Consider the following 26,806-nt stretch of genomic DNA (forward strand, 5'->3'; position numbering starts at 1 on the left):
ACCGAGGCGGGCCTCGTTCACGGTCGGAACCCTAGGGGCGCGTCGCGTGGACCGTCCAGACCCTCCGTTTGCCCGCCCGCCCGGACCCAACCCTGACGGTCGTCAGGCCGGCGGATTCGCACATCGCGGCGAACGTTTCCGCTTGCGCGCCGGTCCAGCCATGGCTGCTGATGCCGGTCGCATCAGGTTCGGTCTGGCGTTCGACGGCCAGGAACCGTGCACCCGGTCCGAGCGCGCGATGGATCTCGGCCAGACCGGCATCGACGTCCGGCCAGTGGTGCACGGTGGCCAGCGCCCACGCGACCGTCGCCCCGGCGTCGGGCACCGGCAGTGCCTCGGCGCCACCCTTCACCCACGTGACGGAGGCGCCGCGGGTGACGATGCGCGCGACCCTCAGCATCGCCGCGGACGGGTCGACACCGGTGACGCGGGCGCCACGCGCGGCGGCGATGCGGCACGCGTTACCCGGCCCACACCCGATGTCGAGGACATGGTCGGTCGCTGAGACTGCGGTGAGATCGGCTGCCAGCCGTCCGGTCTCGCGGCCCGTGAGCAGGAACGCCACCGCACACAGCTGGCCGGTGAGCCCGGAGAATCCGGGGTGATCACCATGATGATTGACCGGGCGTTCGGAACCGTCCACGCCTTGACTCTGCCGTGCACCCCGGGGGCACTGTCAACCGCGACGAGCGCGCAGATCTGCACGCGGAGAGCGGCGTGTCGGTGTGCAGACCCGCGCGCTCGCGGTGCCAGTGCCTGGGCCTAGGGCCGCACCTGCGTGCGGCTGGGCCTAGGGCCGCACCTGCGTGCGGCCGCGCTCGATCACGTTGCTCCTGCTTTCGGCGATGTCGTCACCGCTGGTGCTCTTCATCCACTCGCGGGCCGCCGCCGCCTCCTGCCACAGGGCCGCACCGTTCTGCGCGTCGTCGATGTCGTGGTAGGAGGCCAGCAGTGCGCGGACGGCCTTCTGGTTGTTGCCGACGATCGACGTCGCGACCTGGCGGGCGGTGTCCTGCAGCTCGGCATGCGGGACGACCTGGGTGACCAGCCCGCAGCGCAACGCTTCGTCGGCCGACAGGTAGTCGCCGGTCATGCTCATCCGGCGGGCCATGCCGACGCCGACCTTCTGGGGCAGCCGCACGGAGAGCCCCCACGTCGGCAGCAGCCCGACACGGGCATGGGTGTCGGCGAACCTGGCCTGATCCGAGGCGATCAGGATGTCGCAGTACAGCGCGATCTCCAGCCCACCGGTCACGGCGGCACCGTTGATCGCCCCGATCACCGGCTTGGTCATCGGCGGCCACTTCGGCGAGATGTCGGGCAGTTCGGTGGTGTCGCCGAGTTCCTTGAGGTCCAGCCCCGCGCAGAACACCGGGTCGGCGCCGGTCAGGATCACGACGTCCACCTCGTCGTCGGCCTGTGCCTGGCGCAGCGCCTCGAACAGCCGGCTGCGCAGCGCCGCGGACAACGCGTTGCGGGAACCGGGCCGGTTCAAGGTCAGGGTCTGGATACGGTCACGGGTGTCGACCAGAAGGACGTCGGTGGAGGTGCTCACCCGCTCACCGTATCGGCCTCCCGCGGACGCGCCTATCGTGGTGTCCATGTGCCGAAACATCACCGAGCTGAGGGGCCTGGAGCCGGCCGCCACCGCCGACGAGATCGAGGCCGCCGCACGTCAGTACGTCCGCAAGGTCAGCGGCATCACCCGCCCCTCGGGTGCCAACACCGACGCGTTCGAGGCGGCCGTCGCCGAGGTCACGGAGTCGACCCGGCGGTTGCTGTCCGGTCTGGCGCCGCGCAAGCAGCCGCCCAAGACCGTCCCGCCGCTGCGCCGCCCCGAGGTGCGCGAGCGTCTGAACCTGGCGTGACCGCGACACCGGTTGAATCTCGCGGGACCGCGCCGCCGACCCGTCCCGCGCTCAAGGAATGGAGTGCGGCGATCCACGCGCTGCTCGACGGCCGGCAGACCGTGCTGCTGCGCAAGGGCGGCATCGGGGAGAAACGGTTCGACATCCCTGCCGAGGCGTCCGGGTCGCGGTTCCTGCTCTTTCCGACGGTCGCGCACAGTCACGCCGAGCGCGTGCGTCCCGAACACCGTGACCTGCTCGAGCCCGCCGCGGCGGACAGCACCGAGGACGAGGTCGTGGTGCGCGCCGGCGCGAGCGTGGTCGCATCGATCCCTGTCGAGCGGCCCGAGAATCTGGGATCCATTGCGGTGCATCATATCTGGACGGGTGAGTCGGTACAGTACGACCGGCTCGACTTCCGGCCCCGGCACCGCCTGACGGCGCTGGTGGTCGCGACGGTCCCGCTGGTCGAGCCTGTGCGTCTGGCGCGCACCCCGGACTACCGCGGGTGCTCCAGTTGGGTGCGGCTGCCGGTGGATCCGCGGTGGGGCGAGCCGGTACACAGCGAGGCGGAGCTGGACCGGGTGGCCAGGCTGGTCCGCGACTCAGTCGGCTGATGGCGGCGGTGGACCCGCGGGCAGCGTGAGCCGGGTGTCCTCGCCGAGATGCACGGTGTGCCGGGCCGTGGCGAAATCCGTTGCGGTCCCGGCATGTTCGCCGGTGCCGAGGTTCCGCAGGAAGCGGGGGTGTGAGCCCCCGGCGATCAGCACCCGGATCCGCGAACCGGCGGGGAACGTCCACGCGACGGGGTCGAGCTCGACGGTCACGGTGCCCGAATCCGGCGCCGACGCCACATAGCCGTCGCTGACGTTGCGGGATCGTCCGTGCGCGTCGACCTGGCTGATCCGCACGAACAGGTCGTTGTGCGGAGTTGCGCACGTATGCGCCATGTCCAGCACGGGCACGCCGACCACGGGCAGGTCCGAGGCCAGCGCGGTGCCGGTGAACGTCAGCACGTCGGCGCGGCGGGCCAGCGCGGTGTCGTCGCGGTAGCCGCCGACGGGGGAGAGCAGCCGGCCTCCGACGGTCGGTGTCGGGTCGCCCGGGTTGTAGACGAAGGTGGCGTCCGCGGCGCCGGGGGCCCCGGGGGCCAGCCCGCCGCCCGGCTGTGGATGCAGGACCAGCGAGGGCATCGCCGGTGGCCAGTCGGGCAGGTTCAGCCAGCCCCGTCGGCTGAGGTGGATGCGGACCGGGGAACGACGTTGCGGTGGTTCACCTTTGAGGTGGGTCGCGAGCCAGTCCAGGCTCTCCCGCAACATCGTCGGGGCGGCTTTGGTCATCATGTCCCCGTGCGTCCACGGCCCGATCGTGAGCCCGGTCGGAACGCCGCGGCCGGCGAGCATCCGGTAGTGCTCGACGGTCTGGTCGACGAACAGGTCCTGCCAACCGGTCAGCAGCAGCACCGGGACTTCCGCACGTTCCAGGCCGTCGCGCAGCCGCAGTCGCGTCCAGAACGGGTCGTCGGTGTCGGGATGGTCGAGCCACGACTCGAACCACGGTGCGCCGTCGCCGAGCAGCTCCCGACTGGCGGCCGCCAACGGCAGGCGCAGGGACGCCGAGGTGACCCGGCGCTGCGCGCGAGCCTGACGCAGCAGAGTGCGCACCCTGTTCGGATCCTCCTGCCGGCCCACCAGGTCGCTCCAGCCGAGAAAGTCGTTGAGTCCGAACGAGCCTGCGCCCCAACGCGGCCCGCTGACATCATCGGGTCCGACGGTGATGACCGCGGCGGCCAGTTCCGGGGGTGGGTCGGTGAGCAACGCCCACTGGGTGAACCCGAGGTAGGACAGGCCGATCGTGGCGAAGGTGCCGGTGAACCAGGGCTGGTCGCGCAGCCACGCGGCGGTGTCGGCGCCGTCGTCGACCTCGTTGACGAACGGGTCGAACTCACCGCCCGAACCGAACGTGCCACGCACGCTCTGGAAGACGACGTGGTAGCCGCGCGCGGCGTAGAACGAGGCGAACATGGTGGCGAAGGGCAGGCCGCGGCCGTACGGTCCGCGCACCAGCAGCGTGCCCGCGGGGGAGGCGGTGTGCGGTGCGTAGTGGTCGGCGACCAGCTCGACGCGGTCGCGCATCGGCACCCGCAGCTCGCGGTGCACCACGAAATCGCAGACCGGCGGCGGCAGGTCGAAGACACGGCTCAGCGCGCGCCGAGCGCGCCGAGCGAGTTCAGAGCTCACCCGACGCTCAGTAGATGTAGTACGGGCTGAGCTCGTGGGCGCGCTGCAGGTTGGTCTGCATGCAGTCCGGATCCGGTTCGGAGTAGATGGGCGAGTAGAACAGCGACTGCTGGATCACGCCGTAGCTGGTCTGGAACGCCACCATGCAGGTGATCCACCAGCGGTTGTTCCAGTCGGTCGGCTTCATGATCCAGAACTGGGCGGCGCGGTGGCCGTTGATGTCGAGCTCGACCGCATCCGGCGGCAGGCTCTCCTCGTAGGTGCGCCACACGAACGTCTCGACCGCCATCTGGTAGTTCCCGGCGTCGTACTTGCAGCGCAGGCTGTCCTCCTGCGTGGGCGGCGTGTAGGCCAGCCCGATGCGCTGGACGGCGTCGAGCGGGATGTCGCGGCACGGGTTGAACGGATCGGGGTCGGTGAGGTCGATCACCGGGGACTTGATCGTCGTGCTTGCGTAGGGAGGCGGCGTCGCATCCGGCAGCGGTGCGAACGTCGACCGCAGATCCACCCCGGCCGGCGTGGTGAGTCCCGCAGGATTCACCTGGCAGACCACGACAACCGCTGCGACCAGCGCGCACAGCGCCGAGAACAGTCGCAGCTTGGCGACCATGGAGAACCCCCTCGGGTGCCGAATGTCGTGGCTCGTCACGCCTCTTGCTGTGGGGAGTGTAACGGGCCGTGTCTGTCGACCGGGACCGAACTTAGAACCTGTTCCAGTTGCCGACGGGTGGTCGTCGTGCGACCACAAGTAGGCTGACGCGTTGTGAGCACTGACGAACGACGCCCCACATTGTGGGCGGTCAGTGACCTTCATACCGGCCACACCGGCAACAAGCCGGTCACCGAGTCACTGCACCCCGCCTCACCCGACGACTGGCTGATCGTCGCCGGCGACGTCGCCGAACGCACCGACGAGATCCGCTGGGCGCTGGACCTGCTGCGTAAACGCTTCGCCAAGGTGATCTGGATCCCGGGCAATCACGAACTGTGGACCACCCAGCGTGACCCGATGCAGATCTACGGCAAGTCCCGCTACGACTACCTGGTCACCATGTGCGACGAGATGGGCATCGTCACCCCCGAGCATCCCTACCCCGTCTGGACCGAGGAGGGCGGCCCCGCGACGATCGTCCCGATGTTCCTGCTCTACGACTATTCGTTCCTGCCCCAGGGGGCCGGCACGAAGGCCGAGGGCCTCGCGATCGCCCGTGAGAAGAACATCGTCGGCACCGACGAGTACCTGTTGTCGTCGGAGCCCTACGCGACGCGCGACGCCTGGTGCCGGGACCGCGTCAACTACACCCGTGGGCGCCTCGAGGACCTCGACTGGATGATGCCGACCATCCAGGTCAACCATTTCCCGATGGTGCGCGAGCCCTGCGACGCGATGTTCTACCCCGAGTTCTCGCTGTGGTGTGGCACCACGGCCACGGCCGACTGGCACACCCGCTACAACGCGATCTGCTCGGTGTACGGCCATCTCCACATCCCGCGCACCACCTGGTACGACGGGGTCCGCTTCGAAGAGGTGTCGGTCGGTTATCCGCGGGAATGGCGTCGCCGCAGGCCGTATCGCTGGCTGCGCCAGATTCTTCCGGATCCGAAGTACCCGGCCGGCTATCTCAACGAGTTCGGCGGTCACTTCCAGATCACCCAGGAGATGCGCGACAACGCGGCGAAGATGCAGCAACGCATCAAGGACCGCGGATGATCGCCGCGCCGCTGCTCTCCGGAGTCCTGCCCGGCGAGGTCGACGCGCTCGCAGCGGCCGAGATGTACACCGACCCACGAGAACTCGCGCCGCTGCCCGAAGAGGAGCCGCTGATCGCGAAGTCGGTGGCCAAGCGGCGCAACGAGTTCATCACCGTGCGCTACTGCGCGCGCCAGGCGCTGGTGGACCTCGGAATGGAGCCGGTGCCGATCCTCAAGGGCGACAAGGGCGAACCGTGCTGGCCCGACGGCGTCGTCGGCAGCCTCACTCACTGCGAGGGCTTCCGCGGCGCGGCGATCGGTCGTCGCTCGGACGTCCGGTCGCTCGGGATCGACGCCGAACCGCACGATGTGCTTCCGGCCGGGGTTCTGGACGCGATCAGCCTGCCGGTGGAACGCCACGAGCTCGGCGGCATGCCCGGCGGTGTGCACTGGGACCGGGTCCTGTTCTGCGCCAAGGAGGCGACGTACAAGGCGTGGTATCCGCTGACGCACCGCTGGCTGGGATTCGAGGACGCCCACATCACCTTCGACGTCGACTCGACGGGGCAGGCCGGGACTTTCCGGTCCCGAATCCTGATCGATCCGGCCGCCGAATCGGGGCCGCCGCTGACGGCGCTGGCCGGCCGCTGGTCGGTGCGCAACGGCATCGCGCTGACCGCGATCGTGTTGTGAGCGCCGAACCCGGCCTGGTCGTCGTCGACAAGCCAGGCGGCATGACCAGCCACGACGTCGTCGGGCGCTGCCGGCGGCTGTTCGGCACCCGCAAGGTCGGTCACGCCGGCACCCTGGACCCGATGGCGACCGGTGTGCTGGTGATCGGCATCGAACGCGCCACCAAGATCCTCGGTCTGCTCACCGCCACCGACAAGTCCTATACGGCGACCCTCCGGCTGGGTCAGACGACCTCCACTGAGGACGCCGAAGGCGAACTGCTGCACCAGATTTCGGCTGCGCAGGTGACCGACGAGCAGATCGAGCGCGCGATCGCGCCGTTGCGGGGGGCGATCGAGCAGGTCCCGTCGGCGGTGAGTGCGATCAAGATCGCCGGCAAGCGCGCCTATCAGATGGTGCGAGATGGCGAGCAGGTCGAGATCCCCCCGCGCCCGGTGCGCATCGACCGCTTCGAGGTGCTCGCGGTCCGGCGGAACGGGGACGTCGTGGACGTGGACGTCGTCGTGGACTGTTCCAGCGGCACCTACATCCGGGCGCTGGCCCGCGACGTCGGCGCGGCGCTCGGCGTCGGAGGTCACCTGACCGCTCTGCGGCGCACCCGCGTCGGCGGGTTCGGCCTGGACCAGGCCCGCACCCTCGAGCAACTCGCCGACGCCGCCGAGCTCAGCTATTCGCTCGACGAGGCGTGCCTGCACGCGTTCCCGCGCCGTGAGCTGACCGACGCCGAGGTGGTCGACGCCGGTCACGGCCGGTCGCTCGCCCCCGCCGGCATCGACGGCGTCTACGCGGCGACGGCCCCGGACGGCCGCGTGATGGCTCTATTGGAAGATGCGGGGGCCCGGACGAGGTCCGTGGTCGTGATCCGGCCCGCGACGCTGTAGGCGCCGCACACGTCGCCGAACGCACGAATTATGTCGGGAATTCGGCCGGAACCCGTCAGAGATCGTGCACTCGGCGGCCCGCCCGGGCGGCGAATGCTCAGGCGTAGCGCCGCTCGAACTCCTTGATGGCTCTGTCGATGTCGCCCTTGACCGCGCGCGCCGCTGCCGCGCCGACGGGCCCGAACAACGGAGCGCCGCCGAGATCCATCCGCACGGTGAACGTGCAACCGTCGCCGGTGGATGCCACCGTCATCGTCATCTTGTAACGGGTGCCGCCGACGCCCTCACCATGCACGGCGAGCGCCGAGGGCGGATCGAACTGCTTCACCGTCCACGTCACCCGGTTGCGCATGCCCTTGGCGCCGGCCACGCCGACGATCGTCGTCCCGACGGTGATCTCCTCGGGGACGTCGGACCGCCAGCCCTGGTGCATCGGCATCCAGTCGCCGAGCGACGACAGGTCCGATGCGTGCGCCCAGGCGGTCTCGGCGGGCATCGGCAACGATCGGGACAACTCCAACTTGGCCACGGCGACTCCTAAGCGACGACCCAGATTGCTTCTGCAGCGGGACTTCCCAAATCGACGGTGGTTTCACCGTCTGAAGCGGCCGTCGACCCTCCGGAGCTTCCCGGATTCTCTACGGCCACCGAGATCATCCCCGCGAAGTCCCGCCGAGCGACGACCCGCAGTCGCGAATCCAGGCTGATGCCCACGGTGTCGAAGTACCGCAGCATTTCGGGATCGGCATCGGAGATGCGCGCGACGGTGCCCGCCTCGCCGTCCTGACACGCCGAGAGCTGACGAGCCGGAGGCGTGGGGACCTTGCCGTCGGCGGCCGGGATCGGATCGCCGTGCGGGTCACGGGTCGGGTAGCCGAGCTTGGCGTCGATGCGGTCGAGCATCCGGTCCGACACCGCGTGCTCCAGGATCTCGGCCTCGTCGTGCACCTCGTCCCAGCCGTAGCCGAGCTCATTGACCAGGAACGTCTCCATCAGCCGGTGCCGGCGCACCATCGCCAGCGCCGCCCGCCGGCCCGCGTCCGTCAGGGTCACCGCACCGTACTTCTCGTGGTCGACGAGGCCCTGATCGGCGAGTTTGCGGATCGACTCCGAGGCGGTGCTGGCAGACACCCCGATGCGGTCGGCCAGCAGTTTCGTGCTGACCTTCTCGTGTGACCACTCCTGTGCGGTCCAGATGACCTTCAGATAGTCCTGGGCGACCGTCGACAGGTCGGTCGGGTTGGCGGGGTTGCCGTCAGGACTCACGAGTATGAAGTTTAGGCAATCATCACCTGATCCGGTGATGCTGCTGGGTCACAGAGCCCCGCGGGTCGTAGGCTAGCGGCGTGCAGCGCTGGCGGGGGCAGGATGAAATCCCCACAGACTGGGGTCGGTGTGTGGTCACCATCGGTGTGTTCGACGGTGTGCACCGCGGCCACCAGGAACTCATCGGGCGTGCCGTCAAGGCGGGCCGTTCCCGCGGGGTGCCTACGGTCCTGATGACGTTCGACCCGCATCCGATGGAGGTCGTCTTCCCGGGCAGCCACCCGGCGCAGCTGACCACCCTGACCCGGCGCGCCGAACTGGTCGAGGAGATGGGCATCGACGTCTTCCTCGTCATGCCGTTCACCTCCGACTTCATGAAGCTCACCCCCGAGCGCTACGTCCACGAACTGCTCGTCGAACGTCTGCACGTCGTCGAGGTGGTGGTCGGCGACAACTTCACCTTCGGCAAGAAGGCCGCGGGCAACGTCGAGCTGCTGCGCAAGGCGGGGGACCGGTTCGGCTTCGCGGTCGACTCGCTCTCGCTGGTCGCAGAACACCATCGCGACGAGACGGTGACGTTCTCGTCGACCTACATCCGGTCGTGCGTCGACGCCGGCGACATGGTCGCCGCCGAGGAGGCGCTGGGCCGTCCACACCGGGTGGAGGGCGTGGTGGTGCGCGGCGACGGTCGTGGCCGCGACCTGGGCTTCCCAACCGCCAACGTCGCACCGCCGATGTATGCCGCGATCCCGGCCGACGGTGTGTACGCCGCGTGGTTCACCGTCCTGGGGCACGGGCCCGTCGTCGGCACGGTCACTCCCGGCGAGCGCTATCAGGCCGCGGTCTCGGTCGGCACGAACCCGACGTTCTCCGGGCGGACCCGCACGGTCGAGGCGTTCGTGCTCGATACGGAGGCGGACCTCTACGGCCAGCATGTTGCCGTCGACTTCGTCGCCCGGCTGCGCGGCCAGGAGAAGTTCGGCTCGGTGGCCGACCTCATCACCGCGATGGAGGGGGACACCGAACGTGCCCGAACCATCCTGTCGGCGCAGTAGAGCGATGCGGTAGAGCTGCGCTTTTCGCGGATTCTTCGGTAGCCGGGACCCGCTGCTAGACTCCCTGCCGACCCGGCGCGTGCTGCAGTTCGCGGTGGCCGCGCCTTTTTCGGGGTCCGGAGAGACGGGCCCCGCGTTCGCGGACCGAATTGATGGAGTTGTATTCGTGGCGCTCACCACCGAACAGAAAAAAGAGATCCTCGGCCAGTACGGCCTGCACGACACCGACACCGGTTCCCCCGAAGCTCAGGTCGCGTTGCTCACCAAGCGGATCTCCGATCTCACCGAACACCTCAAGCAGCACAAGCACGACCACCACTCGCGTCGTGGCCTGCTGCTGCTGGTCGGCCGTCGCCGCCGGCTGCTGAAGTACGTCGCCCAGGTCGACGTCGCGCGCTACCGCTCGCTGATCGAGCGTCTGGGCCTGCGCCGCTGACGCTGCGCGACCCGTGAATCCGCCCCGCTGCCTCTGGCCGCGGGGCGGACTTCGTGGTGCACCCGTGCCTGCGGGGCCCGGATTAGGGGTTTCGCAGGTGCCGGGATGTAACATAGGTGCGTTCGACTGCCATCGGCACGAACACACATGGGTGCGGTCCTCGCAGACCCGCGTGCACCGTTCCCGCGTGACACGACAAGGAACCGCCTGATCGCGCGGTCTTCGGTAGTGGCTGCCGGAGAGAGACTCCGACAGCTTCGATCGACGGCCGTCGACGCATCCGGGCCGGCCTTCTCGGAACCTTCCGAGTCCGCATTCGCTGCGCGTGTCCACGCGAAACAGTTGAAGGACGATCTAGAGAGGCCGTACGGACGTCTATGTCTGTAGTTGAAATCGAAGAGGGCGTGTTCGAATCCACCGCCACCATCGACAACGGGAGCTTCGGCACCCGCACCATCCGTTTCGAGACCGGCCGGCTGGCCCGCCAAGCCGCCGGCGCCGTCGTCGCCTACCTCGACGACGAGACCATGCTGCTGAGCGCCACGACCGCCAGCAAGCAGCCCAAGGAGCATTTCGACTTCTTCCCGCTGACGATCGACGTCGAGGAGCGGATGTACGCCGCGGGCCGCATCCCCGGCTCGTTCTTCCGTCGTGAGGGACGCCCGTCCACCGACGCGATCCTGACCTGCCGCCTGATCGACCGGCCGCTGCGCCCGACGTTCATCTCGGGTCTGCGCAACGAGATCCAGGTCGTCGTCACCGTGCTGAGCCTGGATCCCAAGGATCTCTACGACGTGCTGGCGATCAACGCCGCGTCGGCGTCGACCCAGATCTCGGGCATCCCGTTCAACGGTCCGGTCGGCGGCGTCCGCGTCGCGCTGATCGACGGCCAGTGGGTCGCGTTCCCGACCGTCGAGCAGCTCGAAGGAGCCGTGTTCGACATGGTCGTCGCGGGACGGAAGGCCGGCGATGATGTCGCGATCATGATGGTCGAGGCCGAGGCCACCGACAAGGTCATCGAGCTGGTGGCCGGCGGTGCGGGAGCGCCGACCGAGGCCGTCGTGGCCGAGGGCCTGGAGGCCGCCAAGCCGTTCATCGCCGCGCTGTGCGACGCGCAGGCCGCGCTGGCCGGTGCTGCCGGCAAGGAGACCGCCGAGTACCCGGTGTTCCCGGACTACGCCGAGGACGTCTACTACTCGGTCGCCTCCGTCGCCACCGATGCCCTGTCCGAGGCGCTGACCATCGCGGGCAAGGAAGCACGCGACGACCGCACCAACGAGATCAAGGCCGAGGTCGTCGAGCGTCTCGCCGAGCAGTACGCCGGTCGCGAGAAGGAGATCGGCGCGGCATACCGCTCGCTGACCAAGAAGCTTGTGCGCCAACGCATCCTGACCGACCACTTCCGCATCGACGGACGCGGCGTCACGGACATCCGCGCCCTGTCGGCCGAGGTCGCGGTCATCCCGCGGGCACACGGCAGCGCGCTGTTCGAGCGCGGCGAAACCCAGATCATGGGCGTCACCACCCTCGACATGGTCAAGATGGCCCAGCAGATCGACTCGCTGGGACCGGAGACCTCCAAGCGCTACATGCACCACTACAACTTCCCGCCGTACTCGACCGGTGAGACGGGCCGCGTCGGTTCGCCGAAGCGCCGCGAGATCGGCCACGGCGCACTCGCAGAGCGCGCCCTGATGCCGGTGCTGCCGAGCGTCGAGGAGTTCCCGTACGCGATCCGTCAGGTCTCCGAGGCGCTGAGCTCCAACGGCTCCACCTCGATGGGTTCGGTGTGTGCGTCGACGCTGTCGCTGCTGAATGCCGGTGTGCCGCTGAAGGCTCCGGTCGCGGGTATCGCGATGGGCCTGGTGTCCGACGATGTGGAAGTAGAGGGTGGTGGCGTCGAACGCCGCTTCGTGACGCTGACCGACATCCTCGGCGCCGAGGACGCGTTCGGCGACATGGACTTCAAGTGCGCGGGCACCAAGGACTTCGTCACCGCCCTGCAGTTGGACACCAAGCTCGACGGCATCCCCTCGCAGGTGCTGGCCGGTGCGCTCGCACAGGCCAAGGACGCCCGGATCACCATCCTCGAGGTGATGGCCGAGGCGATCGACGAGCCCGATGAGATGAGCCCGTACGCGCCGCGCATCACCACGATCAAGGTTCCGGTCGACAAGATCGGCGAGGTCATCGGGCCCAAGGGCAAGATGATCAACTCGATCACCGAGGAGACCGGCGCGTCGATCTCCATCGAGGACGACGGCACCGTGTTCGTCGGCGCCTCCAACGGCGAAGCGGCGCAGGCCGCGATCGACAAGATCAACGCGATCGCCAACCCGCAGCTGCCCAAGGTCGGCGAGCGCTTCCTCGGAACGGTGGTGAAAACCACTGATTTTGGAGCCTTCGTTTCCTTACTGCCGGGCCGCGACGGCCTGGTGCACATCTCGAAGTTGGGACGCGGCAAGCGGATCAACAAGGTGGAGGATGTCGCCAAGGTCGGCGACAAGCTCCGCGTGGAGATCGCCGACATCGACAACCGCGGCAAGATCTCGCTGGTCCTCGTCGCCGAAGAGGAAGCCGGTGCGGCCACACCTGAGGCACCTGCACCCGCCGATGCCGCGACCTCAAGCAGCTAGCTCGGGGGCGCTCCGCCAGGGACGGACCAGCAGCGCTGCGTCCGTCCCGGCGGTGAGGCGCACCCGGCTTCCCGGTGGCCTTCGCGTGGTCACCGAGCACATCCCGTCGGTGCACTCGGCGTCGGTCGGCGTGTGGGTGAACGTCGGATCGCGCGATGAAGGCCGCAGTGTGGCCGGCGCCGCGCACTTCCTGGAGCACCTGCTGTTCAAGGCGACCCCGACGCGCACGGCCGTGCAGATCGCCCAGGCGGTCGACGCCGTCGGTGGTGAGCTGAACGCGTTCACGTCGCGGGAGCACACCTGCTACTACGCGCATGTGCTGGATTCCGATCTGGAACTGGCCGTCGATCTGGTCGCCGACGTGGTGCTCAACGGGCGCTGCGAACCCGACGACGTCGAGGTCGAACGTGACGTCGTGCTCGAAGAGATCGCGATGCGCGACGACGACCCCGAGGACACCCTCGGCGACGTGTTCCTGTCGGCGATGTTCGGTGACCATCCGGTGGGTCGCCCTGTGGTCGGCAGCGTGGCGTCGATCGCGGGAATGACGCGCTCGCAACTGCATTCGTTCCACGTCCGGCGCTACACACCCGACCGCATGGTGGTCGCGGTGGCGGGCAACATCGAGCACGACGAGGTGGTCCGGCTGGTGCGCCGGCACTTCGGTCGGCACCTGGTGCGCGGCCGGTCCCCGGTCGCGCCGCGCAAAGGTGCGGGACGGGTGGCCGGGCGCCCGACGCTCGAGCTGGTCAAACGCGACGCCGAGCAGACGCACCTGTCGCTCGGTGTGCGGACGCCGGGCCGGCACTGGGAGCACCGGTGGGCATTGTCGGTACTCAACACCGCGCTCGGCGGTGGCCTGAGTTCCCGTCTGTTCCAACAGATCCGAGAGACCCGCGGACTCGCGTACTCGGTGTACTCGACCGTCGACACCTTCGCCGACACCGGTGCGCTGTCGATCTATGCGGGATGCCAGCCGGAGCGCTTCGACGAGGTGGTCCGGGTGACCACCGACATCCTGGCCGATGTGGCCCGCGACGGCATCACCGCCGACGAGTGCCGGATCGCCAAGGGTTCGTTGCGTGGCGGATTGGTGCTGGGCCTGGAGGATTCGGGTTCGCGCATGAACCGCATCGGCCGCAGCGAGCTGAACTTCGGTGAGCACCGCACCATCGCGGACACACTGTCCAAGATCGATGAGGTCACGATCGACGAGGTCAACGCGGTCGCCCGGCAGTTGCTCACCCGTCCGTTCGGTGCGGCGGTGCTCGGCCCGGTGCGGTCCAAACGATCGCTGCCGAAGCCGTTGCAACAGATCGCGGGTTGACCGGTAGCCTGGTCGGCGATGACGGAACTTTCCCGACGGCATGTTCTGCTGGGCGGGCTGTCACTGTTCGCGCTGACGGCGTGTTCGACACAGACCGTGCTCGCAGACCCCGCCCGGCCACTGCCCCCGCCGGAGGAGCGCATCGCCGCGCTCGCCGCCCGCCACGACGCCCGAATCGGCTTGTACGCAGCCGATCTGGACAGCGGCGCGACCCTCGCGTTCGGCGACACCGACACGTTCGCGGTGTGCTCGACGTTCAAGACGTACGCGGCGGGCGCGGTGTTGCAGCGGGTGCAGCAGGGTCGACTCGGGCTCGGCGACACCGTGCTGATCGAGGCCGCCGACATCCGCCCGCACTCGCCGGTCACCGAACCGCGGGTGGGGACGGCGATGACGCTGGCCGAGCTGTGTCAGGCAGCCCTGCAGCAGAGCGACAACGCCGCGGCCAACGGTCTGCTGCGGGTGCTGGGTGGACCGTCGGCGATCACGGAGTTCGCGCGCAGCATCGGCGACGACCGGACGCGGCTGGACCGCTGGGAGGTCGAGCTGAACTCCGCGGTGCCCGGCGATCCCCGGGACACCAGTACGCCGCGGGCGCTCGCCACCGGATACCAGGCGCTGCTGACCGGTGATGTCCTGGATCCCATCGGCCGCCGCCAATTGGTCGACTGGATGCTGGCCAATCAGACCTCCAGCATGAGGGCCGGACTGCCGGCGGGGTACACGAGCGCCGACAAGACCGGCAGCGGCGATTACGGCAGCACCAACGACGTCGGCATCGCGTTCGGTCCGGCGGGGCAGCGGCTGCTGCTGGCGGTGATGACCCGGTCGGCGAGCGACGATCCCGATGCGCCGAGTCTGCGACCGCTGATCGGTGAGCTCGCGACGCTGGTGCTGTCCGAGCTCTGACTCAGCTGCGCGAGCCGTCGCGCAGCAGCACGAAGAAGTACGGCGCGTCGTAGCCGCGCAGATCCATGGCGCCGAGAACCACTTCCGATCCGGGCGTGTCGTCGACGAGGCGGAACACGTCGTTGATCGGCAGCTGGTCGTAGATCATCGTCGCGGTGTCGACGCCGCGGTAGCGGGTGGTGCGCAATCGTGCCTTGGGGCCGAGGGCCTGCAGCGCGGGCCGCAGTGTCGCCACCGCTGCGGTGAAGTTCTGCTTCTTCAGCATCGGGAACCTGGTGAAGAGCCCCAGGCCGGCGAACGCCGGCGCCGGGTTCAGCGCGAACAGGCCGGCTCCGTCGGCGGTCGGGAAGAGCAGCGGATCGACGGTTTCGTTGTCCCGGAAGCGCTTTCCCCACCATCCGCTGGCGGCCAGGATGCCGTCGAGCGGATGGCCGGTCGGAAGCTCGGCGCCGTGCCAGGTGCCGATCATGAATTGAGGGTCGACCGCAGCGAGCGAGTCGAACAGTGCCAGGGCGTCGGCCGTGGTGGTCGGGACATCGTCGGGAAGAACCTCGGAGAGAGCCGCCATGTCCGCGAGCCTACTTGACACATGTCAAGCGGGGCACAATGTGAGCATGCGTTCCGACGACATGTGCCCGTGCGGTAGCGGCGATCTCTACGGCAGATGCTGTCTGCCGCTGCATACGGGTCAGCGGGGCGCCGAGACCGCCGAACAGTTGATGCGGTCGCGCTACAGCGCCTTCGTGGCCGGCGATGCGGAGTACGTCTGGCGGACCTGGCATCCGCGCACCCGCCCGGCCGACGTCACCGATCTCACGGTCACGTGGACGCGCCTGGAGATCGTGGACCGCGTCGACGGCGGGCCCGGCGACGACACCGGCGAGGTGGAGTTCCGTGCCCACCACAGGGCGGGCGTTCTGCACGAACGGTCCCGGTTCGCGGTGCGCGCCGGGCGCTGGTTCTACGTCGACGGCGAGATCTTCGATTGAGCGACCCGGGCTGCGATGAATCCCGGACGGACGCGCTGTCTACACCTCGGACAGGTGAATTTCTGGAGAGGAATCTGATGAGTGACTATGCCGCGCCGGTAGGCGCGCCGATCTGGCTCGACCTGATGAGCACCGATCCCGCCCGGGCAGCGGAGTTCTACCACGCCGTCTTCGGCTGGGACGTCGAGGCGCCACCGCAGGCCGAGTTCGGCGGATACCAGAACTTCACCGTCAACGGCCGCAGGGTCGCGGGCCTGCTCCCTCATATGGGCGGGGTTCCCAACGTCTGGTCGGTCTACCTTCACACCGCCGACGCCGCCGAGACCGTGCGCGCCGTCGAGGCCGCCGGGGGATCGGTGATGGTGCCGCCGATGCCGGTCGGTGACATGGGCTCGATGATGGTTGTGACCGACCCGGCCGGCGCGGTGATCGGCTTCTGGCAACCGGGCACCCACGTCGGGTTCACGCAGTGGGAGGTGCACGGCACCCCGTACTGGTTCGAATGCCAGAGCAAGGACTACGAGAAATCGCTGGCGTTCTATCCGCAGGTGATCGGGGCGCGGACGGAGGAGATCGGCACCGGCGGCGACCCGAATGCCGTCGGTCCCGACCGCTACGCGCAGCTGTTCATCGGTGAGAGCGCGTATTCGGGAATCATGGACTCCGCCACCCTGTTCCCGGCCGAGGTGCCGTCGTTCTGGCAGATCTACATCACGGTCGACGATGTGGCCGGCACCGTGGCGCGGGCCGAATCCCTGGGAGCACAGATCCTGATGCCGGGCGAGGAGACGCCGTACGGCACGCTGGCAGCTCTGCGGGATCCGCTCGGCGCGCTGATCTGCCTGGGGCATCCGCCCGCCGGCATGTGAAACGACGCGTCGGCGATCAGGCCAGCAGCTCGGCCGGGTCGGTGTAGGGCACGTCGAGGTCCGCGGCGACCTGCTCGGACAGCAGGGCGCCCTCGTGCGTCGAAAGCCCTTTGGCCAGAGCGGGATCCGCGCGGCACGCATCCCGCCATCCGCGACCGGCGAGCTTGAGAACGTAGGGCAGGGTCGCGTTGGTCAGCGCGTACGTCGACGTGCGCGGCACCGCCCCGGGCATGTTGGCCACGCAGTAGAAGACGGTGTCGTGCACCGCGAACGTCGGGTCGTCATGCGTGGTGGGCCGGGAATCCTCGAAGCAGCCGCCCTGGTCGATGGCGATGTCGACCAGTACAGCGCCCGGCTTCATCGCTGCGACAGTCGAATTGGAGACGAGCTTGGGCGCTCTGGCACCGGGGACCAGGACCGCGCCGATCACGAGGTCGGCGTGCTTGACGGCGTCTTCGAGGTCGAGCGAGGACGAGTAGCGGGTCTCGATGGCGCCGTTGTTCTCATCGTCGATCTTGCGCAGCGTGTTGATGTTGACGTCGAACACGTTGACATGGGCGCCCATGCCCTTGGCGATCCGCGCGGCGTTGTAGCCGGCGACACCACCGCCGATGACGACGACCTCCGCCGGGGCGACTCCGGGGACGCCGCCCATCAGGACGCCGCGGCCTCCGTGGCTGCGCATCAGATGGTACGAGCCGACCTGCGCCGACAGTCGTCCGGCGACCTCGCTCATCGGAGCCAGGAGGGGAAGTGACCCGTCGGCGAGTTGCACGGTTTCGTAGGCGATCGACGTCGTGCCGGATGCCATGAGCGCGTCGGTGCAGGGCTTGGACGCGGCCAGATGCAGGTAGGTGAACAGGGTTTGGCCCCTACGCATCTTCGAGTACTCGGCCTCGATGGGTTCCTTGACCTTCAGGAGAAGGTCGGCTTCGCTCCACACCTCGTCGGCGCCGGTGATCATCTGTGCCCCGGCCCGTTTGAAGTCGGCGTCGGAGATCGAGGATCCGTCGCCGGCGCCGGACTGGATTAGCACCTCGTGACCGCGCTGCACGAGTTCGGCGACTCCGGACGGGGTGATGGCGACCCGGAATTCGTTGTTCTTGATCTCGGTCGGGATTCCGACACGCATGATCGCTCCTCTGTAGGTGTTGTTGAGTAAATTGTGAAGAAACAGCGGTTTAGCCGCAATATTTGCATCGAAGATTCGCTAAACTGCGGCAATGTCGAAAGAATCAACGACATCGCGCTCATCTGCGGGGCTGGCGCCGAAGGATGTTCGGGAAGTCACCCTCGACGACGTCGACCGAAGGATCCTGACCGCCCTGCACAGCGATGCACGGATGGCCAACAGTGCGCTGTCCGAGCTCGTCGGCATCGCGCCGTCGACGTGCCACGGCCGGGTGCGCAGGCTCCAGGAGTTGGGGGTGATCCGCGGCTTCTACGCCGACATCGATCCGGCCGCGATCGGGCTGACGCTGCAGGCGATGATCTCAGTGAGTCTGCAGGCGAACTCCCGAAGCCAGATTCGGCACTTCATCCAGACGATCCGGCGCAAGCCCCAGGTGATGGACGTGTACTTCCTGGCCGGCGCCGACGACTTCATCCTGCATGTGGCCGCGCGCGACACCGAGGATCTCCGGGCGTTCGTGGTGGAGAACCTCAACGCCGACGCCGACGTGGCCGGTACGCAGACGTCGCTGATCTTCGAGCACCTGCGCGGCGCGTCGCCGCTGTAGTGGTCAGGCCGGCGTCAACGTGACGTTGTGCAAGGCGACGGCGACGTCGGTCGGCAGGATGTCGACGAATGTCGGGGCGTCGCGCAATGCTGCTCCTGAGCCGATGATGTTACCCGGAGCTGTTGGGGTGCAGGGAAATTCGCTGCACCGAAACCATCGCCCCGGCGGGCTCTGGTAGGGCTGCATGCTGGGCGACTGGTCGACGCGGTAACGGCCGGGCGGGATGTAGGTGGTCGCCCATCCGTCGCGGGGCTGTGTCGTCACGCCGAACACCCCGTTGCTGCCGTAGGGCGCCGCCTGCGCGGGCGTCACCGACAGCGTGACGGCCACGGCCATGCATCCTGCGGCCACGGCGACCAGTGAGCTACGTGCGTGTGTCCAGCGCATTCGCTGAGGTTACCCGGCTACGGGTCGTCGCAGTCCCTGCTCGTGGAAGAGTCTTCGCCTTCCTCGTGTGGGAGGAGGTGGCGTTCGGGGTGGTGGTAGCCGTTGACGCGGTGTTGGCCGGTCTCCAGGTCTGGTGGTGGGATCCACTCGGTCTGGTTCCTGCTGTTCTTGCGGGTGGTCCAGCCGGTGTTCTCGATCATCCGGTTTTCCGGTCCGCAGGCGAAGGTGAGGTCGTCGATGTCGGTGTGGCCGTCGTCTTTCCAGTCCGCGCTCGCGTGGTGGGCCTGGCACCAGTAGCCGGGCACGGTGCAGCCCGGGCGGGTGCATCCGCGATCGCGGGCGTGCAGCACAATGCGCTGCGCGGCGTTGGCGAGGCGTTTGGCGCGGCCGAGATAGAGGCTCTGGCCGGTGTGCCCGTCGAAGACATACAGATAGTGGTGGGCATCGGCGGCAAGACGGATCAGATCCGGGATCGGTAGCAGTGAGCCGCCGCCGGTGACCGCGACCCCGGCGCCTTTCTCCAACTCCTGCAGAGTGGTCGACACGATCACGGTCACGGGTAAACCGTTGTGGCTGCCCAACTGTCCGGATTCCAGCGTGCGCCGCAGCACCGCTTTGAGGCCGTCGTGATTGCGTTGCCCCTGGGTGCGGGTATCGCCCGCCTTCTCTTGCTCGGCCATGTTGGCGCCCGGCGCGGCCTCTTTGGCCAGAACGGCTTCCCAATAGGCGCTGGTTTCGGCATCGACGTAACCGCTGATGGTGCGGCCCCCGTCGCGCTGCTGCGTGCCCAGTTTCACCCAGAACCTGGTGGCCTTCTCTTTCTCGGACGGTTCGGGGCCGTCCTGGTCGATCATCATCAACAGCCTGTCGGCTACCTGGGCGAGCTCCTCAGGCCCCAATCCGGAACCGGTGTGGGCGAGCTGGGCGTCGGCGGCCGCGCGGGTGTCGACATCGACCCAGGAGGGCAGCTTCTTGTGGAACTTCGCGATGATCTCCACATGCTCCTCGCCCAGGTGCCCTTGGGCCTGGGCGGCGGCGGTGGACTCCCACACCGGCGCCAGCGGTTCCCCGGTCATCGCCCGCCGCGGCCCCAGATTCTTCGCACGCTGCAGGCGGCGGCCCGCCTCGGCGCTGCTGATCCGCAACGCAGTGGTCAACACCTTCTTCCACGACGCCTCGCCGAGATGATGCGGCTCGGTCTCGTCGAGCAGCCGCGCCAGCACGGCGTGCTCGACGGCCGGGGCTGAGCGCAGCACCGTCGTCAACTCCGCCAGCAGCCCGATCAACTCCCGGTGAGACAGGTCCTCGGCGGCCTTGGCCAGCACGGCGAGCTGCTCACCGATCACCCCGACCGCCTCGGCCACCCCATCCATACATCGAACACTAGTGCGACCCACCGACAACCCAGCCACCGTCTGGGACCAGAGAAACCCAAGTGACAGAAGAAAATTCAGGGTTTGCCAAGCCGTGCCACGAGAGCGCGACGGCGTCGACGCTAGGGTGACCCTATGCGAGTCGGAGTACTGGGTGCCAAGGGAAAAGTGGGCGCGACGATGGTGGCCGGAGTGCAGGCTGCCGAGGACCTCACGTTCACCACCGGAATCGATGCGGGCGACCCGCTCTCGGCGCTCGTCGACACCGACACCGAGGTCGTCATCGACTTCACCCACCCCGACGTCGTCATGGACAACCTGAAGTTTTTGATCGAGAACGGCATTCACGCCGTTGTCGGCACGACCGGCTTCACCGACGAGCGGCTCGACCAGGTCAGGAAGTGGCTCGAGGCCAAGCCCGATGTCTCCGTGCTCATCGCACCCAACTTCGCGATCGGCGCCGTGCTGTCCATGCACTTCGCCCAGCAGGCTGCCAAACATTTCGAGTCCGTCGAGGTCATCGAGCTGCACCATCCACATAAGGCCGACGCCCCGTCGGGCACGGCCGCACGCACCGCGCGGCTCATCGCCGAAGCGCGGAAAGGCATGCCGCCCAACCCCGATGCGACCAGCACCGGCCTGGAGGGAGCGCGCGGAGCCGACGTCGACGGCGTGCCGGTCCACTCCATCCGGTTGGCCGGGCTCGTTGCGCATCAGGAAGTGCTGTTCGGCACGCTCGGCGAGACGCTGACGATCCGCCACGACAGCATCGATCGCACGTCGTTCGTTCCCGGTGTGCTGCTGGCGGTACGCAAGATTCGCGAGAATCCCGGGCTGACCATCGGCATCGAGTCGCTACTCGACCTAGCATGAGTGACGGGTCGCGCGCACTGCGTATCCAACTGCTGATCGGCTTCATGTGCGTCGCGCTCGTCGTGTACTTCGTGCTGCTCGGGCGCACGGCCCTGATCCTGATCGGGTCCGGCGAGGCGGCGCCCGTCGGTCTGGGCCTGGCCATCCTGATCATGCCCGCGATCGGCGCGTGGGTTCTGGTGGCGACGCTCAAAGCCGGTCTGGCGCACCAGCGTCTGGCTCGGAAGGCCCGGGAGAGCGGGATGGATCTCGACGTCGACGACCTGCCGCGCAGGGCCTCGGGCCGAATCGAACGCGACGCCGCCGACGCACTGTTCGCCACGGTCCGCACCGAGGTGGAGAACGATCCCGACAACTGGGTGCGGTGGTACCGCCTGGCGCGCGCCTATGACTACGCCGGCGACCGCACACGAGCCCGCGAGACGATGAAGAAGGCTGTGCAGATGGAGGAGTCCGCGCAGTGAGCAAGACGCTGCTGATCGTTCATCACACCCCGTCGCCGCACTGTCACGAGATGTTCGAGGCGGTGCTGGCCGGGGCGACCGATCCGGAGATCGAGGGCGTGGAGGTGCTGCGCAGACCGGCGCTGACGGTCTCCCCGGCTGAGATGCTCGCGGCCGACGGCTACCTGCTCGGCACCCCGGCGAACCTCGGATACGTCAGCGGCGCAATGAAACACGCGTTCGATTGCTCCTACTACCAACTGCTCGACGCCACGAAAGGCCGACCGTTCGGTGTCTTCCTGCACGGCAACGAGGGCACCGAGGGCGCGCAGCGCGCGTTGACGGGCATCACCGGCGGCCTCGGGTGGGAACAGGCGGCCGACACGGTGGTCGTGTCGGGCAAGCCTGCCAAGAACGACCTGGAAGCGTGTTGGAATCTCGGTGCGACTGTCGCCGCGACGCTGATGGAATGACGGAGGACTTTCATGCCGGGTATGGCCGAGTTCGCCCTTGCGGGTGCCCCGATCGCAGGCGGCGCCCTGCTCGGACTGGCGGCGGGGAACCTGCGTCCGCCCGACGTCCGCGACGCGATCGCCAAGGACCTCGATCTGCTGGAGCGGTTGCCGGCCGAGCAGGTCGAGCGTCGCGCCGAACTGCAGCGGATCATCGACATGCGCATCGACGGGCTGGTCGCGGCAGCGGACAAGAGCCGGGAGCTGCGCGAACTGGCCATGTCCTACGAGGGCAACTGGCGCGACATCGTGCTGTTCGTCTGCGCGATCATGTTCACGCTCGTCTGGTGGCACGTCGACCACAGCCGGTCCAACTGGCTGGTGATGTTCGTCGTGATGATCGTGTTGACGGTGATCGTCGGGATCTACGCCGCCCGCGGCGTGCTGCGGGGCCTGGCGAGCTTCCTCGCGAACCGGCGTCGCGGACGTCAGTAGTGGTAGGTGTCCGACGGGGCCGGGATATGGGTGGGCTCGTCGACGTCGTCGAACTCTGACGGTTCGATCCCGTACGCACGGGCCAGCTCGAGGATCTTGTTGGCGCGGGCGATGCGGGGCAGGTCCGAGCCGTTGCGGATCTCGCCGCCGTCACGCTCGAACTCGACGAAGAACTCCTTGGCCCAGGCGATCTCCTCGGCCGACGGGGACAGCCCCTCGTTCACCGTGAGGCACTGCTCGGGCGTCAGGCAGATCTTGCCCGTCATACCGAACTCCGCGGACACCGCGGTCGCCTCACTGAGTTTGAGCGCGCTGGATCCGACCGTCGGGCCGTCGATCGCGCTCGGCAGATGGGCTGCCTTCGCGGCGATGGTGAACCGGGATCGCGTGTAGGCCAAGGTCAGCGCATCGCCGCCGAATCCGGTGTCGCGCCGGAAGTCCCCGATGCCGAACGCCAAACGGAACGTTCCCTTCGCCGCGGCGATCTCGGTGATGCGCTCCAATCCGCGGGCCGTCTCCACCAGCGCGACGATCGGCACACCCGGAAGCCGCTTGGCGGTCTCGGTGACGTGGTCGACCGACTCGACCATCGCCAGCATCACCCCGCCGACCGACGTGCCGGCCAACATCTCCAGATCGCCGGCCCACCACTCGGTGCCGAAGCCGTTGACCCGGACCCAGTCGGCGTGGCCCTCGCCGAGCCAGCGGACGACGTTGGCGCGGGCCGCGGCCTTGTCCTTGGGGGCGACGGCATCCTCGATGTCGAGCACGACGATGTCGGCCCGGGAGTGGGCCGCCGCTTGGAACCGCTCGTAGTGCGCACCGTTCACCAGCAGCCAGCTGCGGGCCAGGACCGGATCGATCCGCTGCCCCTGCTCGCCGAACGCCGCCTCGCCGAAACTCTGGTCGTACACGCCGCTCAGACTAGGTGAGCGGCGAAGAACGACTGCATCGCGTCCCAGTGCCGCCGCGCCGCCGACTCGTCGTAGGGTCCGTTGTCCGGCACCGCGAAGCCATGCTGCGCGGAGTACCAGTCGACGGTGTGCTCGACGCCGGCGGCCGACAGCGCCTTGTCCAGCGTCTCGCCGTCGGCCCGGGTGAACGAGTTGTCGTTGTGGGCCGCACCGACGTAGACGGCCGCACGGATCCGGTCGGCGAGCAGGTGGGGGCTCTCCGCGTCGTCGGTGACCAGTCCGCCACCGTGGAACGACATCGCCGCGGCGACGCGCTGCGGCACGCGTCCGGCCACCACCAGCGACGTGCGTCCACCCATGCAGTAGCCCGTGGTGCCGAACGTCTCGCCGCTGACCTCCGGGCGGTCCGCCAGGTAGTCGAAGAACGCGACCGCATCGGATTCCATCCGCTCCGGGGTCACCTTCGAGATCATCCCGAACAGACGCCGGCGCTCGGCGGCGTCGCCGAACACCGTCGACATCGTGAACGGCGCCCAGTCGCCCTCGCGGTAGTAGACGTCGGGCAGCAGCACCGCGTAGCCGTGGCCGGCGAGCTCGTCGGCCATCGCGCGGAAGGTGGGGCGGACGCCGCCGGCGTCTGGGTACATGACGATGCCGCGCCAGGGACCGTCACCGTCGGGTGTGTGCAGGGTGACCGGGCAGGATCCGTCGGTCGTCGTGACGGTGTCGGTGATCGTCGGCATGGGATCCGTTCTACCCCGCGGCGCTGGACGTAAGCTAGGTCCGTGCCGACCGCCACCCCGTACGAGGATCTGTTGCGCCTGGTGCTCGACACCGGGACCCCGAAGTCCGACCGCACGGGAACCGGCACCCGCAGTCTGTTCGGGCACCAGATGCGGTACGACCTGAACGCGGGTTTTCCGCTGATCACCACCAAGAAGGTGCACACCAAGTCGATCGTGTACGAGCTGCTGTGGTTCCTGCGCGGCGATTCCAACGTCCGGTGGCTGCAGGAACGCGGTGTCACCATCTGGGATGAATGGGCCTCTCCGACAGGCGATCTCGGGCCGGTGTACGGTGTGCAGTGGCGATCCTGGCCGACGCCGTCGGGGGAGCACATCGATCAGATCAGCGCCGCGCTGGACCTCCTCAAGCGTGACCCGGACTCGCGACGCAACATCGTCTCGGCGTGGAACGTCGGCGAGATCCCGCAGATGGCGCTGCCGCCGTGCCACGCGTTCTTCCAGTTCTACGTCGCCGACGGCAGGCTGAGCTGCCAGCTGTACCAGCGCAGCGCCGACCTGTTCCTCGGCGTTCCGTTCAACATCGCCAGCTATGCGCTGCTGACGCACATGATGGCCGCGCAGGCCGGCCTCGGCGTCGGTGAGTTCATCTGGACCGGCGGGGACTGTCACATCTACGACAACCACGTCGAGCAGGTCACCGAGCAGCTCTCCCGTGATCCGCGTCCCTACCCGGAACTCGTTCTCGCGCCGCGGGATTCGATCTTCGACTACACCTATGAGGACGTCGTCATCAAGAACTATGAACCGCACCCGGCCATCAAAGCGCCCGTCGCGATATGACCGAACTGAACCTGATCTGGGCGCAGTCGAGTTCCGGGGTGATCGGCCGCGACGGAGGCATCCCGTGGCATGTGCCCGAGGACATGGCCCGCTTCAAGGAGCTGACCATGGGCCACACCGTGATCATGGGCAGGCAGACCTGGGAGTCGCTGCCCGAGAAGTTCCGTCCGCTGCCGGGCCGCCGGAACGTCGTGCTGACCCGGCAGGCCGACTACGTGGCGGAGGGGGCCGAGGTCGTCACAGTGCTGGAGGACGCGCCGCTCGACGACGCCTGGGTGATCGGCGGATCGCAGGTCTACGGCCTGGCGTTGCCGCTGGCGACCCGCTGCGAGATCACCGAAGTGGATCTCGACCTGCACCGGCAGGACGAGGATGCGCTGGCACCGCTTCTCGACGAGGCGTGGGTCGGGACCGAGGGGGAGTGGCGTGACAGCGCGTCGGGCCTTCGGTACCGGTTCTACTCGTATGTGAGGAAATGAGGCTCACCGCTGCGCAGGCGCGGCGGGTGGCGGTCGCGGCCCAGGGGTTTCACGAGCCCCGGCCCTCCGGACCGGTCACCCGCGCACACCTCAAGCGGTTGATCGCGAGATTGCAGGTCCTGCAACTGGATTCGGTGTCGGTCGCGGTGCGTGCCCACTACGCCCCGGTGTTCAGCCGGCTGGGCCCCTACGACCGTGACGTCCTGGACCGCGCCGCGTGGAGCCACTCGGCGCGTTCACCGCGGTTGCTCGTCGAGTACTGGGCGCACGAGGCCGCGCTGATGGCCGTCGACGACTGGCCGCTGCTGCGCTGGCGGATGCGTGAGTACGAACACGGGCGCTGGGGCAGAGAGATCGTCAAGAAGAACGGCAAGCTCGCCGCCGACATCGTCGAGGCGGTGACGGCGCTGGGCCCGTGCACCGCCGGTCAGATCGAGGCGTACCTGGAATCTGAACCGAGAAGGACGGGCGGATCCGTCAAAAAGGCCATGTGGGATCGCAGCGACACCAAGTGGGTCGCCGAGGCGCTGTGGTCGTCGGGTGTGCTGACCACCGCGACGCGCGTCGGTTTCGCCCGGCACTACGACCTCACCGAACGCGTGCTGCCCGCCGACGTGGTGGCGCGCCGCGTCGACGAGGCCGACGCGCTGCGCGAGCTCACCCTGCGCGCCGCGACGGCTCTGGGCGTCGCCACCGAGGCCGACCTGCGCGACTACTTCCGGCTGGGTGCCCGACAGGTCAGGCCGGCCATCACAGACCTCCTCGATGCCGGCGAGATCGAACGCGTCGAGGTGGACGGCTGGGACGCTCCTGCGTACCTGCGGGCCGGTCAGACCGTTCCGCGCCGAGACCGGGGCACCGCGCTGTTGTGTCCGTTCGATCCGCTCATCTTCTTCCGCCCGCGCGTCGAGCGACTGTTCGGCGGCTTCCACTACCGGATCGAAATCTATGTGCCGCAACCGAAACGACGCTACGGCTACTACGTCTGGCCGTTCCTGCTCGACGGTGACCTCGTCGGCCGCGTCGACCTGAAGGCCGACCGGACCGCGGGGGCACTGCAGGTCCTGGGCGCGTACTGCGAGGGTGGCCGCGACGGCCCACGGGTGGCCACCGAGCTGGCCACCGCTCTGCGTCAGATGGCCGACTGGCTCGGCCTCGACGACGTGGTGGTGGCCGAGCGCGGCGATTTGTCTGCGCACCTGCGCGCCGCCTTGGTTAGCTGAGG

General features: G+C 68.4%; 32 protein-coding genes. 20 read left to right on the plus strand and 12 right to left on the minus strand.

The window, feature by feature from the left end; genetic code table 11:
• Positions 1-31 precede the first annotated feature (31 nt).
• Both DYE23_RS10890 and DYE23_RS10895 read right to left on the minus strand, forming a co-directional pair.
• On the minus strand, positions 32-643 hold the full coding sequence (locus DYE23_RS10890; protein ID WP_013472053.1) for a class I SAM-dependent methyltransferase: 612 nt from the start codon (positions 641-643) through the stop codon (positions 32-34).
• 147 nt (positions 644-790) lie between these two features.
• On the minus strand, positions 791-1,555 hold the full coding sequence (locus tag DYE23_RS10895; RefSeq protein ID WP_013472052.1) for an enoyl-CoA hydratase: 765 nt from the start codon (positions 1,553-1,555) through the stop codon (positions 791-793).
• Between the two features lie 46 nt (positions 1,556-1,601).
• On the opposite strand from DYE23_RS10895, the gene DYE23_RS10900 reads away from it, so the two are divergent.
• Both DYE23_RS10900 and DYE23_RS10905 read left to right on the plus strand, forming a co-directional pair.
• Entirely contained in the window at positions 1,602-1,868 is a 267-nt protein-coding gene (locus DYE23_RS10900; RefSeq protein ID WP_172527745.1) for a DUF2277 domain-containing protein, read from the plus strand.
• Positions 1,865-2,464, plus strand: a complete 600-nt coding sequence (locus DYE23_RS10905; RefSeq protein ID WP_115327200.1) for a DUF1802 family protein — start codon at positions 1,865-1,867, stop codon at positions 2,462-2,464. The genes DYE23_RS10900 and DYE23_RS10905 overlap by 4 nt, the downstream gene beginning before the upstream one ends.
• Here DYE23_RS10905 and DYE23_RS10910 read toward each other — a convergent pair.
• Both DYE23_RS10910 and DYE23_RS10915 read right to left on the minus strand, forming a co-directional pair.
• Complete coding sequence (locus DYE23_RS10910; RefSeq protein WP_115327201.1) at positions 2,453-4,087, minus strand: CocE/NonD family hydrolase; 1,635 nt, start codon at positions 4,085-4,087, stop codon at positions 2,453-2,455. The two genes, DYE23_RS10905 and DYE23_RS10910, sit on opposite strands and share 12 nt — an antisense overlap.
• Positions 4,088-4,094: 7 nt before the next feature.
• Positions 4,095-4,697 carry a DUF3558 domain-containing protein gene (locus DYE23_RS10915; RefSeq protein ID WP_011894881.1) on the minus strand — a complete coding sequence of 201 codons (603 nt, stop codon included), beginning with the start codon at positions 4,695-4,697 and terminating at the stop codon, positions 4,095-4,097.
• 153 nt (positions 4,698-4,850) lie between these two features.
• Between DYE23_RS10915 and pptH the strand changes: the two genes are divergently transcribed.
• From pptH to truB, 3 genes are read left to right on the plus strand one after another with little or no spacing between them, the layout of a single operon-like run.
• Positions 4,851-5,798: an ACP phosphodiesterase PptH gene (pptH, locus tag DYE23_RS10920; protein WP_011894880.1), complete on the plus strand. Its 948-nt coding sequence runs from the start codon at positions 4,851-4,853 to the stop codon at positions 5,796-5,798.
• Positions 5,795-6,472 carry a 4'-phosphopantetheinyl transferase PptT gene (pptT, locus tag DYE23_RS10925; RefSeq protein ID WP_011894879.1) on the plus strand — a complete coding sequence of 226 codons (678 nt, stop codon included), beginning with the start codon at positions 5,795-5,797 and terminating at the stop codon, positions 6,470-6,472. The genes pptH and pptT overlap by 4 nt, the downstream gene beginning before the upstream one ends.
• Positions 6,469-7,353: a tRNA pseudouridine(55) synthase TruB gene (gene truB / locus DYE23_RS10930; RefSeq protein WP_115327202.1), complete on the plus strand. Its 885-nt coding sequence runs from the start codon at positions 6,469-6,471 to the stop codon at positions 7,351-7,353. Before pptT ends, truB begins: the two co-directional genes overlap by 4 nt.
• 97 nt (positions 7,354-7,450) lie before the next feature.
• Here the strand turns inward: truB and DYE23_RS10935 are convergent, their stop codons facing one another.
• Positions 7,451-7,882, minus strand: coding sequence for a type II toxin-antitoxin system Rv0910 family toxin (locus DYE23_RS10935; protein WP_011894877.1), 432 nt, complete (start codon positions 7,880-7,882; stop codon positions 7,451-7,453).
• An 8-nt stretch (positions 7,883-7,890) separates the two neighbouring features.
• Positions 7,891-8,619: a manganese-binding transcriptional regulator MntR gene (gene mntR, locus DYE23_RS10940; protein ID WP_013472047.1), complete on the minus strand. Its 729-nt coding sequence runs from the start codon at positions 8,617-8,619 to the stop codon at positions 7,891-7,893.
• 80 nt (positions 8,620-8,699) lie between these two features.
• Between mntR and DYE23_RS10945 the strand changes: the two genes are divergently transcribed.
• The 5 genes from DYE23_RS10945 to bla all read left to right on the plus strand — a co-directional run bounded on the left by DYE23_RS10945 (position 8,700) and on the right by bla (position 14,982).
• Positions 8,700-9,674 carry a bifunctional riboflavin kinase/FAD synthetase gene (locus tag DYE23_RS10945; protein WP_013472046.1) on the plus strand — a complete coding sequence of 325 codons (975 nt, stop codon included), beginning with the start codon at positions 8,700-8,702 and terminating at the stop codon, positions 9,672-9,674.
• A gap of 166 nt (positions 9,675-9,840) precedes the next feature.
• Entirely contained in the window at positions 9,841-10,110 is a 270-nt protein-coding gene (gene rpsO / locus DYE23_RS10950) for a 30S ribosomal protein S15 (protein ID WP_011894874.1), read from the plus strand.
• 377 nt (positions 10,111-10,487) lie between these two features.
• Positions 10,488-12,746, plus strand: coding sequence for a polyribonucleotide nucleotidyltransferase (locus tag DYE23_RS10955; protein WP_115327203.1), 2,259 nt, complete (start codon positions 10,488-10,490; stop codon positions 12,744-12,746).
• A complete protein-coding gene (locus DYE23_RS10960; protein WP_172527746.1) occupies positions 12,724-14,073 on the plus strand; it encodes a M16 family metallopeptidase in 1,350 nt (449 codons plus the stop codon). Before DYE23_RS10955 ends, DYE23_RS10960 begins: the two co-directional genes overlap by 23 nt.
• Positions 14,074-14,091: 18 nt before the next feature.
• A complete protein-coding gene (gene bla, locus DYE23_RS10965; protein WP_013472044.1) occupies positions 14,092-14,982 on the plus strand; it encodes a class A beta-lactamase in 891 nt (296 codons plus the stop codon).
• Position 14,983: 1 nt separating this feature from the next.
• Here bla and DYE23_RS10970 read toward each other — a convergent pair whose 3' ends face one another.
• Positions 14,984-15,550, minus strand: a complete 567-nt coding sequence (locus DYE23_RS10970; protein WP_115327204.1) for a DUF4334 domain-containing protein — start codon at positions 15,548-15,550, stop codon at positions 14,984-14,986.
• Between the two features lie 46 nt (positions 15,551-15,596).
• Between DYE23_RS10970 and DYE23_RS10975 the strand changes: the two genes are divergently transcribed.
• Both DYE23_RS10975 and DYE23_RS10980 read left to right on the plus strand, forming a co-directional pair.
• Complete coding sequence (locus DYE23_RS10975) at positions 15,597-15,971, plus strand: YchJ family protein (RefSeq protein ID WP_011894869.1); 375 nt, start codon at positions 15,597-15,599, stop codon at positions 15,969-15,971.
• 77 nt (positions 15,972-16,048) lie between these two features.
• Complete coding sequence (locus DYE23_RS10980) at positions 16,049-16,840, plus strand: VOC family protein (protein WP_115327205.1); 792 nt, start codon at positions 16,049-16,051, stop codon at positions 16,838-16,840.
• Between the two features lie 16 nt (positions 16,841-16,856).
• On the opposite strand, the gene ald is transcribed toward DYE23_RS10980, so the two are convergent.
• Positions 16,857-17,972, minus strand: coding sequence for an alanine dehydrogenase (gene ald / locus DYE23_RS10985; RefSeq protein WP_115327206.1), 1,116 nt, complete (start codon positions 17,970-17,972; stop codon positions 16,857-16,859).
• 91 nt (positions 17,973-18,063) lie between these two features.
• Between ald and aldR the strand changes: the two genes are divergently transcribed.
• On the plus strand, positions 18,064-18,579 hold the full coding sequence (gene aldR, locus DYE23_RS10990; protein WP_115327207.1) for an HTH-type transcriptional regulator AldR: 516 nt from the start codon (positions 18,064-18,066) through the stop codon (positions 18,577-18,579).
• A 3-nt stretch (positions 18,580-18,582) separates the two neighbouring features.
• Here aldR and DYE23_RS10995 read toward each other — a convergent pair whose 3' ends face one another.
• Both DYE23_RS10995 and DYE23_RS11000 read right to left on the minus strand, forming a co-directional pair.
• Complete coding sequence (locus tag DYE23_RS10995) at positions 18,583-18,966, minus strand: hypothetical protein (RefSeq protein ID WP_172527747.1); 384 nt, start codon at positions 18,964-18,966, stop codon at positions 18,583-18,585.
• Positions 18,967-18,983: 17 nt separating this feature from the next.
• Positions 18,984-20,339 (minus strand): HNH endonuclease signature motif containing protein, encoded by a 1,356-nt coding sequence (locus DYE23_RS11000; protein WP_115327208.1) that lies wholly within the window; start codon positions 20,337-20,339, stop codon positions 18,984-18,986.
• A gap of 135 nt (positions 20,340-20,474) precedes the next feature.
• Here DYE23_RS11000 and dapB point away from each other — a divergent pair, with 135 nt between their 5' ends.
• From dapB to DYE23_RS11020, 4 genes are read left to right on the plus strand one after another with little or no spacing between them, the layout of a single operon-like run.
• The gene (dapB, locus tag DYE23_RS11005; RefSeq protein ID WP_011894863.1) at positions 20,475-21,212 is read left to right on the plus strand and encodes a 4-hydroxy-tetrahydrodipicolinate reductase; all 738 of its coding nucleotides are present in this window, start codon (positions 20,475-20,477) and stop codon (positions 21,210-21,212) included.
• Positions 21,209-21,676: a hypothetical protein gene (locus DYE23_RS11010; RefSeq protein ID WP_011894862.1), complete on the plus strand. Its 468-nt coding sequence runs from the start codon at positions 21,209-21,211 to the stop codon at positions 21,674-21,676. Before dapB ends, DYE23_RS11010 begins: the two co-directional genes overlap by 4 nt.
• 50 nt (positions 21,677-21,726) lie before the next feature.
• Positions 21,727-22,128, plus strand: coding sequence for a flavodoxin family protein (locus tag DYE23_RS11015; RefSeq protein WP_235660571.1), 402 nt, complete (start codon positions 21,727-21,729; stop codon positions 22,126-22,128).
• A gap of 12 nt (positions 22,129-22,140) precedes the next feature.
• Positions 22,141-22,602 (plus strand): hypothetical protein, encoded by a 462-nt coding sequence (locus DYE23_RS11020; RefSeq protein WP_011894860.1) that lies wholly within the window; start codon positions 22,141-22,143, stop codon positions 22,600-22,602.
• On the opposite strand, the gene DYE23_RS11025 is transcribed toward DYE23_RS11020, so the two are convergent.
• Both DYE23_RS11025 and DYE23_RS11030 read right to left on the minus strand, forming a co-directional pair.
• Complete coding sequence (locus DYE23_RS11025; protein WP_011894859.1) at positions 22,596-23,516, minus strand: HpcH/HpaI aldolase/citrate lyase family protein; 921 nt, start codon at positions 23,514-23,516, stop codon at positions 22,596-22,598. The two genes, DYE23_RS11020 and DYE23_RS11025, sit on opposite strands and share 7 nt — an antisense overlap.
• Positions 23,517-23,521: 5 nt before the next feature.
• Entirely contained in the window at positions 23,522-24,259 is a 738-nt protein-coding gene (locus DYE23_RS11030) for a dienelactone hydrolase family protein (protein ID WP_115327210.1), read from the minus strand.
• A gap of 42 nt (positions 24,260-24,301) precedes the next feature.
• Here DYE23_RS11030 and DYE23_RS11035 point away from each other — a divergent pair, with 42 nt between their 5' ends.
• The 3 genes from DYE23_RS11035 to DYE23_RS11045 are packed head-to-tail and all read left to right on the plus strand — an operon-like array spanning position 24,302 to position 26,804.
• On the plus strand, positions 24,302-25,102 hold the full coding sequence (locus tag DYE23_RS11035) for a thymidylate synthase (protein ID WP_011894857.1): 801 nt from the start codon (positions 24,302-24,304) through the stop codon (positions 25,100-25,102).
• A complete protein-coding gene (locus DYE23_RS11040; protein WP_099961303.1) occupies positions 25,099-25,581 on the plus strand; it encodes a dihydrofolate reductase in 483 nt (160 codons plus the stop codon). The genes DYE23_RS11035 and DYE23_RS11040 overlap by 4 nt, the downstream gene beginning before the upstream one ends.
• The gene (locus tag DYE23_RS11045; protein ID WP_099961304.1) at positions 25,578-26,804 is read left to right on the plus strand and encodes a winged helix-turn-helix domain-containing protein; all 1,227 of its coding nucleotides are present in this window, start codon (positions 25,578-25,580) and stop codon (positions 26,802-26,804) included. Before DYE23_RS11040 ends, DYE23_RS11045 begins: the two co-directional genes overlap by 4 nt.
• Positions 26,805-26,806 lie beyond the last annotated feature (2 nt).

Origin of the sequence: Mycolicibacterium gilvum, from assembly GCF_900454025.1 — a bacterium.
Taxonomy (GTDB): domain Bacteria; phylum Actinomycetota; class Actinomycetes; order Mycobacteriales; family Mycobacteriaceae; genus Mycobacterium; species Mycobacterium gilvum.